The sequence below is a fragment of the uncultured Lacinutrix sp. genome, from assembly GCF_947500325.1.
In the GTDB taxonomy this organism is placed as follows: Bacteria; Bacteroidota; Bacteroidia; order Flavobacteriales; family Flavobacteriaceae; genus Lacinutrix.
The window spans coordinates 33,738-47,206 of sequence record NZ_CANMRQ010000001.1; the positions used below are offsets into that span (position 1 = coordinate 33,738).

The following is a 13,469-nucleotide window of genomic DNA, read 5'->3' on the forward strand; positions in this document are numbered from 1 at the left end:
AAGATTTCTATATATACTTATTTTCAATAATAGAGTGAGCAATAGATAATGTACTCGCTAAATCTTCATCTTTTGTATTAAAGAATTCTTTTTCAATTCTAAATAGTATAATGTCTTTATAAAACCAATATGTTAAATCACTAATAATTTCTTTGCTTATATAGTATTGCAAACCATTAACTATAGATTCTGCTATAAATAGAGTACTATTAGAAGACTCCTTATTTTTCCATATGCTTAAAGCTTTATTTAACCCTGTATATTTAGAAACAATATTTAATACACAACCTATTTGATGAAAAGTTGCATTTTCATTTGTAATTACATCTTCCCAAAGTTTAAGCAAGTAGTTATCAATAGTAATAATTTCATTTCTATCCCAAGTCTCCCATTCGCTATAATTCAACTTTTCAAATGTTGTGAAATCATCTAATGTATCACTATTTGGGTCTTGCATTAACTCTAATATTCTAGGCAAAAAATGCTTGAAATCTTCTACATGTCCAAAAGTTGATATTGCAGAACGAGAGAAATGTCCAATATCATCATCATTTAAATCTTTTAAAGGTTTAGATAACAACACCCTTATTTCTTCATCTGTAACACAACAGTCACAACTTCTATCTCTTAAATCTCCCTTAATTGAGTATTTACTAAAAGTATTATAAAGTTGATTTGTTAATTTTTCAAGTTGCGGTTTCATTTAATCTATGGTTTATTTCAATCCTTATTTTCGGATTAAAAATATTTGCATTACAAATGTCGAAACCTAATACGCGGTCTTTTTGCGTAGTTTATTTTTTAAGTAGGCCAACTTTAAGTTATTCTATTTCATTTTTTAAATTATTAATAGACCTTCTTAACAATGAAAAAAAACTTTCAAGATCTTTATTCCTCTTCACATAATATTTAAAAGAATTGTAATGTTGTTTTGTAATTATATCTCCATCAATAATTTTCACTAAACATGGAAACCCTTTGGTTTGAGTATCTTTAGCCAAGTATTCTAATAAAGGATCGTTGAAAGTATATGTTTCAATCTTTAGGCAGTCAATTTTGAAATTATTTTCCTTAAAATAATTATTGAAGTTAAATTGATTGTATTCTTTATATAAAAGGAATATTTCACCATTTTTTTTACCTAATATATTTTTTAACTTTTCTTTTCTTTTTTTCCTATCTATAGAACTTGTTACTATTAAATAGGGGATAAAAATTAATGCTAAAACAGTGAGTATAGGGATAAAAATAGCAAAAACTAAAATGATTAGAATTGATAGGAAAAAGCCTGCTGGTTGATATTCTCTAGGGTGCATTTTTTTAGGTTTTGTAAAAACAGACCAACCTAAGTTAGCCTGTTTTCTATTTCTAAGACTTATTTTTATTTCTTTTATTTTGTCTTCTCCTAATCTTCCAAGGTGCATTTTTCTGCCAATCGCCAGCCATAATACAACCATAAGGCATCACCTCATCAATCACTTTACCTAAATTAAACTCATCCATTTGTGCTCTCACTGCTTTCGCATTTTTATAAGCACTAGGTAACTCGGTAATGTCAATTTCCTTAGAGAAAAACCTAATATCTAAACCTTTGGTTTCTTCATTAAAAATATCCATAGTTGTACCTGTTTTACTTTTTCTATGTTGCGTTCTACTCACATTTCTACCTGCGCCGTGTGGTGCAAAACCTAAATTGGTTTTAGTGGTATCGCCTTCTACAATTAACACTGGTTCACTCATATTTAAAGGAATCAATCTTGGACCTGTAATATCTGGCATAAACTTCTTATCTAATGGCGTTGCTCCTTTAGCATGGTAAAATAAATCGCCATCTTTAAAGACAAAGTTATGCTCGTTCCAATACCTGTTTTCAATATCGATTTCTAAAGTCTCGGCAACAACATTATGGATTACTTCGTGATTGGTTTTTGTCCATTGTCTTATTACTTGCAAAGCATCCCAATACGCTTGACCTTCTTCAGTTTCAAAAGGAATCCACGCATTTTGCTTTTTCGTTTCTGGTGATAATTCTTTTCTAAAACGTTCGGCTATTTTCATACCTTTTGTATATAGTCTAGCACCTGGACCTCTTGAACCATGATGTGTTACCAGCATAGTATTTCCTGTTTTTTTAGATTGTCCAACAAATAAAAAATGGTTACCATCACCTTGCGTTCCCAAATGCGATCTCGCAGCTTGAATCATGTTGCCATCATTTAAAAAGTAATTCGCTTCAAAAGCTTCTAATAAGGCCTTTGGAAATCTAAACTGCGAATTTCTATCTCTTCCTCCAGGACCAAAATGTGTGTTAGCATGCGCAGCATCTAAAATAGCTTTTGGGTCTGCTTTACCAAAATCAGTCAACATCACCGAACAGCAAATATCTGCACTATGCATTCCTGGATGAATCGCATTTTTTGCAACTGCAACACCACCAACAGGAATGGTTCCATCTGGACCTGCTGGACAGGCATCTGGCATAATAGCACCATCAACTAATGTTGGTGTTCTCATTAAGGTTTGCATAGAGTTAACCACCTTATCTACATTCTCTTTTTCCTCTTCATTTTCAGCTTTAATATTTATTGAAAAATCAATTGATTTTGCGTGTAATGCTATTGGATCTGGCGATTTAAATTGCTCTAAATACAATGCCATTGCTTCTCCTTCTAATTCATTTTCATTAATATATACTATGGCTTCTTTCATCCATTTTCCTTGTCTATAACCTAATGCGATTAAATCGTGTCCTGTTACTTTTGTTTTCATGTTTTCTAATTTCTTAATTACACTACAAATATTATAGCGTATTGCGCAATGTTATTGCGCAGTTTTTTTATTTCAAAAGATTATACTCATTAGTTGGGAATTCATGTAAAACCCATTTTTCCTTATAAGCTTCTGGGTTCATTTTATTTAAAATTTTAATCAAAACTTCACGTACCTGATTAATATATTTAGCTACGGTAGTTTTTCCTTCTAATTGTATTTGGTAATTATCAGTATTAATCATATTCCAACTATACCAATCTGGATACCATTTTAACTGATATATAATTAAATTATCTTTTCGTGTTAATTCTAATATAAATTCCCCTGGCTCATCCATAAAGACAACCTTTGCATAATCCTTTGTTTGTATATTAATTGCTGATTCCGCTAGTTCTTTTAATGAATCATGTAAATAAGAAACCACAAAATCAATAGATTTTTCTAAATCACCAATTCTTCCTTTAGCCCAACCAGCATCTAATACATCGTATTCAATAAAAAACATCTCTTTTATTTTTATAAAACCCAAAAGTTCTTTACTTGACTTGCAGGTTTTTCATTAATATACATCATAGCATCTTTCATCCATTTTCCTAGTCTATACTAGGGAGATTAAATCGTGTCCTGTTACTTTTGTTTTCATTGTTATTTTACTTTAACATTTTCAACCTTAATTGCTACATAATCATAAGTATAGCATTCGTTTACTATAGTTGCTATCCCAATTTTGCAATTAGGACAAATTTGGTTTAAAAAATCAACTGGCTCATATCCACAACAACCAAAATAGTTTTTTATTAATTTGTGGTTTATTAGTTTCGAATCTCGCCAGTTTATTAATATTCTATCGTTATGAGAGATTGATACATCTTCATGTCCTTCACTCCAAAATCCTCTTTCTATAATTTCTTCATCTTCTTCAAAAAGAGATAAGTCTAGTTTAATTTTCTTTAATTGATTTGTAAGAGATGCATCACAATTTTTACATGTTATAATAATTTTTTCCATTATTTCTTAATTACACTACAAATATTATAGTGTATTGCGTAATCATTTTGCGTAGATAATTTATTTTAAAGAAAAATAATTATGTAAAGCTTTAAAAATGGATTTTACATTGGTATTTGGGTAGAACCCAGAACTGTTTATGCAATTAACTTCAACTATTTTCCATCCATTATTGGTTAAGCCTATATCCATAACAAAAGCATCAGCGATATTAAAAACAGCTATCATTTCTTTTGCAAAGGCAATGCCTTCAGGCGCTACATTTAATTCAAATAATACGTTTTCATTAAACTTATAATAACCAGCATCTACTATTTGTTTACCAACAATCCAAAGTCTAGCTTCCTTTAAAATTTCTTGTGGCTTTGAAATTTGGATAAGTGTATTTTTATTCAAATTTTCTGAAGCTTGACTTTCCAAAGCTTCGTATACATAATCAGACCAAGATGATTGATTAAAAACTTTACCCGTAAAAACCTTTGCATCTCTATAAGGCTTAATAAATAGCTTAGAATTAGCTTTCCAATTAATCTTATCGGTCAATTTTAGAACTTGAAAATTATAATTAAGTGTATTACTCTTATAGTGTTTAGAGTAAATTTCAAATAAGTGATTATTGCCATAAAATGAATTGGGCGACCAATCTTTATATTGTAGCGCCAAACGTGCTAATCGTACTGAACCATAAACGAATATATCCTTACGGTTTGTTTTTAGTTCTAAATGTTTAGTTTCTTTTAGAACCTCAATAGTTTCATAAGGATAGTTTAACGTATCTAATGCTTCATATACTCTATCATGATCTGGATCTGAGTATATATTTGATTGAATTAAAAAATACATGTTTTAAATATTAATTATTTTTAAATTAAGCCTACAAAACTAATTTTGTAGGCTATTTAAAGAGGCTTCATTCTAGCTAAAGAGCTTTAAGAAACTATCTTTTTCTAAATTCTCCAAAGAGAAATCAAAGTCTGCTTCATCTTTATAATCTGTAATCTCTGCACCTAAAGTTCTAACCAAATTATCAAATGATAACGGTTCGTTCCATTGCTGGTACAAGGCTTTAGTTGCTAATTTTGATACTTCAGAATTACCAGAAACTCTGGTGTGACCTGCACCAAAATTTAATAACACAAAGCATTGCTTATCTTTTTTTGGAAGTAACATTCCTAAAATGGTTTGCTTCTGTACAGATTCACATTTAACATCTGCAAACAAATTGTTTGGATTCATCATATAATCTTTAGAGATTTTATCACCTTTACCAATAACAATTTTGTAACCACAATCTGTAGTCCCTGAGAACACGTTGTTTTGAACCAAAGTTGGTACATTTAAACCTTTATTAGCATACAAATACTCTACAGCTCCATTTGGAGCAGACGTAATATCTCCTGAATACATTAGGTTACCCTGTTGTTGGTTATATGTAGCATTCCAACCAATTTTACCAGCAATATTTAAACCAGATAAATCTAAGTCTCGCGCTCCCCATGCATCTTCCCAATAAATACCTACTGCCAATTTTTTACCATAAAAACGTGTCCCAGTAGGAATATTTCCTACATACATTTTTTCTGATGTTGGCAAAGCATAGGTAATGTCCTCAGGAAAAAATAAACGCTTACCAGATAAATTAAAACGTTGTTTTAAATAGTTAAGTAAGAACTCATAATTTTCCTTAAACACTGTGTTTTCTATAACTGTACCCTTGTATTTACTAGCCTTACTTTTCTTTAAAAGATTAGCAAGGATATTATTTCTACTTACAACAGAAGTAGTATCAGATTTCACAAATGATTTACCGTTTCTAATTCTGTATAAAAAGGCATCTTGCCCTTGTTTTCTTGAATAGCAAGCAGACAAAGCCTTAAATAATGCAAAAGGCGTTGCGTTATCTAACCAATGTACATCTTTATCAGTTATCAATGTATTTGTAACATCATTTAACGGATTAGATACTAAAGGTTTGTGATACGTTTTAGATAGCTTACTAATTTTATTAATCGTTTTTGGAGCTTTGTTTTTAAATGCCAAAAACAAAGGTTTAAATCGATTAAATATCTCAGCAAGTTTTTCTAATCCAAAACTGTTAAACGCTTGTGTTGGATTGTATGAACTGTTTTTTATCAATTCAATTAACTCATCATTTTTGATTAATAAAGTAGAATCTGTAGCTCTATAGATAATGTATCTAAAAAACTCAACAGGATGCTCTGGATAAATATTATAATACTCTGCCAATTTTACAATCGCCTCTTTATTTCTAATATTTTCTTTACCAGTAAATGTGTAACCTAATTCATCTACCAATACAATGATTAATTCGTCTACAGTATCTTCTTTTAAAGCCATACCAGATTTTAATAAAGCTAAACATTTTTGCTTCATTATATCTGCAGAATATGCATTTATAACTTTATAGTTGAGCTTTACATTTGGAATATTTAAAATTTCTTCTGGAATATAAATGTCATCATTAAAGTCACTTCCATAGGTTGACATATAGTGTTCTATTTGTCCTGCACACAATTCATATCTAGAGCTATTTTTTATTTTACTCCATGATTTGTGAAACGTTTTATTTAGATCATTACCATTTAATTTTTCAGCTTTAAAAAAAGTAATGATTCTGTCTTTTGCCCAAAGTGCATTTGGAGCTATGATATAGCCTTCATCTGAGATGTATGGCTTTTCGTTTGATGTTTTCGCTACTACAGCGTTAAATAATTTTAATGTATTCATGTTATTAATATTTAAATAAGTGAGGTGTATGGTTTTGATTATCGGTCAATGAAATAGGAACACCTTTTACCTATTATTTTTTTAAAGACGAAGAGTAATTATCTTGTACCCTTTCGGGCAGCAAGTCGTAAATTTATAGGAACTCTATATGTCTTTTATGACGAAGCGTAAATTAACCTCAAGCTCTTTCGAGCTCTGGAATCGAACCAGATTATAGGAACGCTTTGTGTCTTTTACTAACGGAAAGTAATTTCTCCAATGAATGTTATAGGAACTTTCTGTGTCAGTAATTTAATTGTAGTCCAGGTGGGACTCGAACCCACGACACACGGATTATGAATCTATACAGGAACTTTTTTTTGCTGAAGGCGAAAAGTATTTTCGTTGCTCTACCTTCTGAGCTACTGGACTATTTTTTTATTATGTTAAAGAACGTTGTACCTCTTACCAGATTCGAACTGGTACTTTCACATAACGTGAACAGATTGACTCTAAATGCGCTTCCCTACTATAATTTCGGTGCTTCTGCAAATTCTATTCGATAGCAAGCTTGTCACTAACGACATATTCAATCACTCCGTGGCTACGATTAAAAGTCTTTTACCACAGCTCTTCCTTTTAAGCTAAAGAGGCCTAATATTTTAAAAAGCGTTCTGAGAATACCTCCGCTTATAAACAAGCTTTCCTAGAATTATAGTTTACACTTTCTCTAGTTTTCCACGTGCTTCTTATTGCTTAGAGAATTACGTACTTGTTCGATGCCTTAATACATTACAACTGTTCGGCAACTTAGACTTGACTTGCATAGTGACTTTTGTCACGCTTTGCAATTACAAGGGTTGGCTCCCTCACCATTTATAAGCGTCCTCTTTTGAGGCGGCTTATTAGAATGTTCACCGCAAGACAAAGGTTTGCGACCTCCATCTCCCCATATATTACAATGGGTTTAGGCAACTACTAACTGCTGTAATGTTCGAAGTCTTTTGCTTTTTACTCACCAACTGAGCAGTATCAAATTATGGTTTAGATACTAGGAATCGAACCTAGAAATAAAGTTTTGACCTTGGAAAAGGGCTTCGAAAATGGCTTCGTAGATTTTAGCCTACAAAATACCAACCTTTTCCATGCGTGTTTCCCAACACACCGTATGTTTAGCTACCGAATAGTTTCCTATCGGGTACCTATAATACTGCAATACGCTCCGTTAAATTGGATGATCTATACGTAACCTATTACTACAACTTTTCCTGTTAATGTCTCCATTTCAAGCCTAATTAAATGTTAGCTATAAACCCTTATTTACCTCAGCGGTTGCCCCTTGTAAATAGAAATTTATGTTAGTTGCTTGCTTACCTGTACTATACTCAAAAGAATACAGTCTCCATTTGCAGTGTCTGCAAATAGATTTATCCTTGTTACCAAGTTTATCTATGGACGATAAGCCGCCCCATTATTTATAATAAATAATGATTTCTTTATATATAGAAGCTATAAATTTTCAGCTTCTTTTAATTTCAATGAACGTTTTTATTAAACTCCACCAGCTTCAAAATCTGGTGGAGTACTACTTATAAAGTCTGATTCCAAAAGACTTTTAATTAATTACTCTGCAAATATTTTACACTATTACGCAATGTTTTTGCGTAGTTAAAATGATTTATGAAATTTTCAATAAAGCTGTAAAATTTCTTGCCTAATAAGCTTAGCAGAGCATTGATTAAGTTGTTTTGTTAATCGTTTTTGTTCTACTTTTTCAAGCAATTGAAACGATGTTCCAAATTCTTTTGTGAAATCTTCAAAAGCATCTTTAGAAAGAAAACCAATTAATTTACCAATTTGGCAACTGTCTAAATTACTTTCTTTACTCATTACATTTGCCAAACGGTTTGGGTTGATATAACGCTCTAATTCAACCTGTAATAGATTAGCTTCTTTAGAAAGCTCAATTTGTAATACTGTTTTAGAATTGGCTTTGCTTTTTTCACTCCATTTCGCATTTTTATTTTTAATAATAACTCGATTTCCATTTGGTAAAAAATGAGGCTCTACAGGTTTAATAACTACACCTTCACAAATATTATCTTTAATTTCAGGTAGTTTTAACCATTTAGGAATTTTGCTTTCAAATGTATTTGAATACTCTAATGATTCTTTTAATTGACCTCTAAATAATGTTTTTGCATAGAAAAACCCATGTGCTTCTAATAATTGATTTACTTCAATTACATTTAGATAATATGACTGGTTAAGCATAATATCAAAAGCATAAAACCCATTATATGGTGCATAAAACACTCCTTTTTGAACCTTCATAGCTCCTCTCGCTTGTTCTATATCTGGATAACTCCCGCCAAATAATTCACCAAATACAGTAATAGATTTTGTATCTGAATATTTCTTTTTTATTGCTTCGAAAAGTAATAGCATTTTAGTGTAATACATCTCTTTAATTAAGGTATGATTGTAAAATGAATCTGAATCTTTTAAAAGACTTGTACGTTTTGCTGATTTTAAATCTTTACCATTAGTAATTAAACTAAAATTTGCTCCATGCACTTTTTCCTGTACAACAAAATCATTATTGTTTACGGTAGCTATTGCTACACGTTCTATGAATTCTGTTCTATATGAGTTTTCAATTGAATTGTATTTTTTAAATTCCATGTTTTTGTGATTTTTAGGGTTAACAATTATTTTGAAATTCTACTTGGTTTCACCCAAAACCAAGTAGAATTGATTAAGTAGGAATATCTCTTTTTTAGAGGCGTTTTTAAACAACCTTATCTGCACAAGATGAACTTGCAAAAGCATAAGGCTTAGCTTTAAAAACGAATCCCATTCCTAAAATGTAGCCCATAGCATCTTTAAGAGCCACATTAGATTCAAACTTAGGATCTGTATTAATATCTGCGTGAACCTCTAAAGCAACATTATATTTATCTAGTATATCACAAATAGCATATGCTACTTCTACAGACATAGTTACTTCTTTAAGCATACGTTCTTTAATACCAATTTGTTTTGTGCCTTTATAGTTTCTCATAAACATAAAACCTCCTTTTCCTTCACGAAGCACTACAATAACTGTCGCATATTCTACGTGAGAGTTGTAGGCTTGAGAATCTGAACCTACACAAACCTTTAGACGATGTCCAGCCTTTTGCTCTCTTATAATGGCATCTTCTAGAATACCAGTAATAGGTTGATCAAAGAATTCACCACTAAAGCTTCTCCATTTTTGCTGTTCATTTTTCATAATATTGACCGCGAAAGCGGTTATCTTTTTAGTTAAATAATTATGTTGTGGAATAAACTGGATTAGCTCGCTAATTTTTATTTTTTTAGCTGTGCTCGTGAATGCAAAAGCATTTTAAACCAGTATCTTCCGGGCTTAACTCAATGAATTTTATTTCATTAAATAAGATTCGTTGAATTCGTAAACTCATTTCTACCGGACGTATAGACCTACCCTTCGACTCCGCTCAGGACATGCTTTGCTATTATTCCTTTTTTGGGGTGATTTCGGGACTCGAACCCTATTCTTCTCATTCACAGTGAGACATTTTACCTGTTAAACTAAAACCACCATTTTTAATTCCCATGAAAATGGGAATCTTAGTTCTGACAAAAGGATTTGAACCTTTATCCACAAACGTATCAGGTTTGCACTTTACCAATTAAGCTATGTCAGAATGTTGTTAACCCAATAGGACTCGAACCTATACCTCAAGAGTCAAAGTCTTGAATGCTGCCATTACACCACAGGTTAATTTTGTAAGCTTAATAGGACTCGAACCCATATTCCCAGAGTCGTATTCTGGAGTGTTATCCAATTACACCATAAGCTTATTTGTATCCTACCTCGGACTCGAACCGAGAAATCACAGCGCTTAAAACTGATGCCTTTTCCAATTTGGCCAGTAGGACATTAGTACAGGAAGAGAGATTTGAACTCTCAAAATCTTGTTTCTAAAACAAGCGCGTATGCCAGTTCCGCCATTCCTGCATTAGTTGAGATGTCAGGAATCGAACCTGAACCTTTCGCCTTATGAGAGCGATGCTCTACCTAGTTAAGCTACATCTCAATTTGTTGAGGCAATAGGGATCGAACCTATGACTGTCACGATGTAAGCGTGATGCTCTTCCGCTGAGCTATACCTCAATTTGTACTCTATAAGGGAATCGAACCCTTGTCTTCCGATAGAAAGTCGGATGCACTAACCACTATGCTAATAGAGCATTTTGCGGTTCATACGAGAGTCGAACTCGTATCTCCCGAGAGACAGTCGGGAAGGATAGCCATTACCCCAATGAACCTTTAAAAATTGAAGCTGAAATCGAAGTCGAACCTGAACTTATATAGCTTCGTTTTTATCTTCATTTTGTACATCTACCTGGATTAGTTCGTATCACACATATTTTTTTAAATGAGTGAGCTAAATCTTTAGTGCTATCCATTACACCATAAATGCTAATTGTGGAAGTAGTAGGACTCGAACCTACATGCTCCGAAGAGACCAGATTTACAGTCTGGCGAGCCAACCAATTGCTCAATACTTCCAATTTTGAGACAAGGATGAGATTGTTACACGTTCTCATCAAGTCACAAATTGAATGTCACATTTTTAAACAGGTTTAAAATGTTTTCATCATTGAGACAAGGATGAGATTCGAACTCATAAAAAACAGTTTTGCAGACTGTTACTTTAACCATTCAGCCACCTTGTCTTTGCGATAGTGATAGGATTCGAACCTATAACCAAGGACTTAACAGATCCACGCTCTGCCATTGAGCTACACTATCATTTTGAGGAGTTACGGAGACTTGCACTCCATTCTGCACATTGCAAACGTGCTGTTTTGGCTTGGTAAACTATAACCCCATAATTTTTTGCGGAGAGCAAAGGAATCGAACCTTCACCGCCATAAAGCGGACTTGTTTAGCAGACAAGCGCAACAAACCAGTATTTGCCTACTCTCCATTTATTTATATCGTCTAAGAGACAGGATTCGAACCTGCAACCTCTCGCTTCCAAAGCGAGTAAACTATCCATCGTTCTCCTCTTAGTTTTGCGGAAGGAGTGGGAATCGAACCCACACGAGTCGTTATCTCCGAACAGTTTTCAAAACTGTGGCCACCACCTATTGGCTTGCCCTTCCATTTTTTTGTTGACGTAGTGAGAGTCGAACTCACATAACCTCGATTAAAAGTCGAGTGCTTTAGCCAGTTAAGCTACACGTCACTATTTTATTTCAATGAACACCATAAAAAAAGCACCTCATTTTTATGGAAGGTGCTTTCTTTAAATCTATAAATACATCAACTCATGTATCTATAACCTTCCTATTATATTTTATAAATCTCTCATCACAACTAGATGCGACCATATTATGCTTCGGCGAGCGAAACCAGAGATTTTGTTTAATTATATGTTGTAAATAATTTTCCATTATTGTTTTATTTGTTTTTGACGATGCAAAGATGAAACGCTTTTTTGAATTACACAAGAAAAATTTCATTTTAATTTACTGATAATCAATTAATTATGTTGTTTTTAGGCAATAGAATTCCTGTCCGTTTTTTAACGGATATTCAACATGTTATACAATAGTCTGTCTCCCAATTGTTTTGCTGTTTCAATGCTCTATTTTAATCTTTTTACTGTTCTATAATCATTTCAAAAAAAATTAAAAAAAAACGTCCAACTTTTAGGTTGGACGCTTAATATTCTATTTTTATTAGAGTTTAAATCATAATCTACTCTTTAAAAAAGATACAAAACGTCCTTCTTGGGGATTCAGTAAAATAACTGCTCCTCTATAATCGCATTCACTAAAGCGCGATATTGCTTGTTTATGTATTTCTTGTTTTATCATAATTATTTCCCACGAAAGTGGGAATCTGTTTTATTTACACTACAAATATAATTGCAGTAAGACGCAATCTTTTTACGTAGTTAAAATTATTTTTTTGTTTTTAAATGAATCTCTCCTCTTTTTGGATTAAAAATCATTTGTTGAACAGTAATATCCATTTTTACATTACCATCTGAAAGAATATCAAAATGATCTTGAATTGATTCTGGCGATTTAAACTTAATCATTTCGTTCACCCTTTTGTGCCTACCAGATGCTGTTAATTGCAAGGTGTCATTAGTTTGTTTATTTTCAGTTAACGATAAATATTCGTTAGTTACAATTAAGCTGTTACCCGCAGCTTTTCTTATAGAAAAAGTTGTTGGGGTTCGTTCTATAACTACATTTTCATCTTTATTTACGCCCACAACCATTAATAAACAATCTGAGGCAATAGTTGTTTCAGAAAGCATTACAACCGCTTCATCAAATGTTTTTGCTTTTTCTAAAACATCCCTAATTAAAAACGTAATAGGAATAGCAAACTGAGGCGATTCATTACTTAATACAGCATTTAAAGTTATTGAAAATAATCTTGGTTTTACTCCTGATAACGCTCCAATAAAACCTGGCCAACTTACTAAAGAATATTGAGTTTCATTATCCTTCTTAAAGTCAAATATTTTAGTAAACTTTCCCAGCATATTATTCTCTGACCACCAATCTAGATTTCTAGCATGAAGCTTTTCATTTTGATTAGTAACACAAAACGAAGTACAACCAAAAACAAACTTTAATGCATCGTAATATAAGTTTGTAATTAATATTTCATTTTCTGAAAAATCACTATATCTTGAAACAGATTTAATTTCTTCTTGATACTCTTTATTAATAAATAGTGTTTTATAGGTTTCTATATAGTCTTGGAAAATACCAGCACTACTCAAATCTTCTAAATAGTATTTGAAAAGACTATTCATCTCTTTCCTATAGTCTTTAAGCCAATGCCACCTTTCTGATGGCTTAGCATTTAAATTTATTATAATTCGTTCCATTTTAATTCCTTTTTCTAATAAGTAAAATCA

General features: G+C 32.0%; 10 protein-coding genes and 17 tRNA genes. All 27 read right to left on the minus strand.

Features of this window, described 5'->3' with window-relative positions; translation table 11 throughout:
• Positions 1–7: 7 nt before the first annotated feature.
• The 27 genes from Q0997_RS00180 to Q0997_RS00310 all read right to left on the minus strand — a co-directional run bounded on the left by Q0997_RS00180 (position 8) and on the right by Q0997_RS00310 (position 13,439).
• Complete coding sequence (locus Q0997_RS00180) at positions 8–703, minus strand: hypothetical protein (RefSeq protein WP_299883233.1); 696 nt, start codon at positions 701–703, stop codon at positions 8–10.
• Positions 704–821: 118 nt separating this feature from the next.
• Positions 822–1,457 (minus strand): hypothetical protein, encoded by a 636-nt coding sequence (locus Q0997_RS00185; protein ID WP_299883236.1) that lies wholly within the window; start codon positions 1,455–1,457, stop codon positions 822–824.
• A complete protein-coding gene (locus Q0997_RS00190) occupies positions 1,369–2,769 on the minus strand; it encodes an RtcB family protein (RefSeq protein ID WP_299883239.1) in 1,401 nt (466 codons plus the stop codon). Before Q0997_RS00190 ends, Q0997_RS00185 begins: the two co-directional genes overlap by 89 nt.
• A 67-nt stretch (positions 2,770–2,836) precedes the next feature.
• Positions 2,837–3,277, minus strand: coding sequence for a hypothetical protein (locus tag Q0997_RS00195; RefSeq protein ID WP_299883242.1), 441 nt, complete (start codon positions 3,275–3,277; stop codon positions 2,837–2,839).
• Positions 3,278–3,417: 140 nt separating this feature from the next.
• Positions 3,418–3,780, minus strand: coding sequence for a hypothetical protein (locus tag Q0997_RS00200; protein ID WP_299883245.1), 363 nt, complete (start codon positions 3,778–3,780; stop codon positions 3,418–3,420).
• A gap of 60 nt (positions 3,781–3,840) precedes the next feature.
• The gene (locus tag Q0997_RS00205) at positions 3,841–4,623 is read right to left on the minus strand and encodes an ATP-grasp domain-containing protein (RefSeq protein ID WP_299883247.1); all 783 of its coding nucleotides are present in this window, start codon (positions 4,621–4,623) and stop codon (positions 3,841–3,843) included.
• A gap of 72 nt (positions 4,624–4,695) precedes the next feature.
• On the minus strand, positions 4,696–6,528 hold the full coding sequence (locus Q0997_RS00210; protein ID WP_299883250.1) for a hypothetical protein: 1,833 nt from the start codon (positions 6,526–6,528) through the stop codon (positions 4,696–4,698).
• Positions 6,529–6,826: 298 nt separating this feature from the next.
• Positions 6,827–6,939 (minus strand) — tRNA-Met (locus tag Q0997_RS00215).
• A 1,257-nt stretch (positions 6,940–8,196) separates the two neighbouring features.
• Positions 8,197–9,192 carry an RNA ligase family protein gene (locus Q0997_RS00220; RefSeq protein ID WP_299883253.1) on the minus strand — a complete coding sequence of 332 codons (996 nt, stop codon included), beginning with the start codon at positions 9,190–9,192 and terminating at the stop codon, positions 8,197–8,199.
• A 106-nt stretch (positions 9,193–9,298) separates the two neighbouring features.
• Positions 9,299–9,784 carry a ribonuclease H-like YkuK family protein gene (locus Q0997_RS00225; protein ID WP_299883256.1) on the minus strand — a complete coding sequence of 162 codons (486 nt, stop codon included), beginning with the start codon at positions 9,782–9,784 and terminating at the stop codon, positions 9,299–9,301.
• A gap of 256 nt (positions 9,785–10,040) precedes the next feature.
• Positions 10,041–10,114, minus strand: a tRNA-His gene (locus tag Q0997_RS00230).
• A 33-nt stretch (positions 10,115–10,147) separates the two neighbouring features.
• Positions 10,148–10,220, minus strand: a tRNA-Ile gene (locus Q0997_RS00235).
• A 6-nt stretch (positions 10,221–10,226) separates the two neighbouring features.
• Positions 10,227–10,297: transfer RNA gene (locus Q0997_RS00240), tRNA-Gln, on the minus strand.
• A 6-nt stretch (positions 10,298–10,303) separates the two neighbouring features.
• Positions 10,304–10,376: transfer RNA gene (locus Q0997_RS00245), tRNA-Arg, on the minus strand.
• A gap of 84 nt (positions 10,377–10,460) precedes the next feature.
• Positions 10,461–10,534: transfer RNA gene (locus tag Q0997_RS00250), tRNA-Leu, on the minus strand.
• Positions 10,535–10,539: 5 nt separating this feature from the next.
• Positions 10,540–10,613 (minus strand) — tRNA-Met (locus tag Q0997_RS00255).
• A gap of 5 nt (positions 10,614–10,618) precedes the next feature.
• Positions 10,619–10,690 (minus strand) — tRNA-Val (locus Q0997_RS00260).
• Positions 10,691–10,695: 5 nt separating this feature from the next.
• A tRNA-Glu gene (locus Q0997_RS00265) sits at positions 10,696–10,767 on the minus strand.
• A gap of 6 nt (positions 10,768–10,773) precedes the next feature.
• A tRNA-Asp gene (locus tag Q0997_RS00270) sits at positions 10,774–10,845 on the minus strand.
• 161 nt (positions 10,846–11,006) lie between these two features.
• Positions 11,007–11,089 (minus strand) — tRNA-Tyr (locus Q0997_RS00275).
• 94 nt (positions 11,090–11,183) lie between these two features.
• A tRNA-Cys gene (locus tag Q0997_RS00280) sits at positions 11,184–11,256 on the minus strand.
• A gap of 4 nt (positions 11,257–11,260) precedes the next feature.
• A tRNA-Asn gene (locus Q0997_RS00285) sits at positions 11,261–11,332 on the minus strand.
• Between the two features lie 90 nt (positions 11,333–11,422).
• Positions 11,423–11,509: transfer RNA gene (locus Q0997_RS00290), tRNA-Ser, on the minus strand.
• A gap of 14 nt (positions 11,510–11,523) precedes the next feature.
• Positions 11,524–11,596 (minus strand) — tRNA-Pro (locus Q0997_RS00295).
• A gap of 5 nt (positions 11,597–11,601) precedes the next feature.
• A tRNA-Ser gene (locus Q0997_RS00300) sits at positions 11,602–11,688 on the minus strand.
• Between the two features lie 9 nt (positions 11,689–11,697).
• Positions 11,698–11,771: transfer RNA gene (locus tag Q0997_RS00305), tRNA-Lys, on the minus strand.
• Between the two features lie 720 nt (positions 11,772–12,491).
• Positions 12,492–13,439: a C45 family peptidase gene (locus tag Q0997_RS00310; protein WP_299883258.1), complete on the minus strand. Its 948-nt coding sequence runs from the start codon at positions 13,437–13,439 to the stop codon at positions 12,492–12,494.
• Positions 13,440–13,469 lie beyond the last annotated feature (30 nt).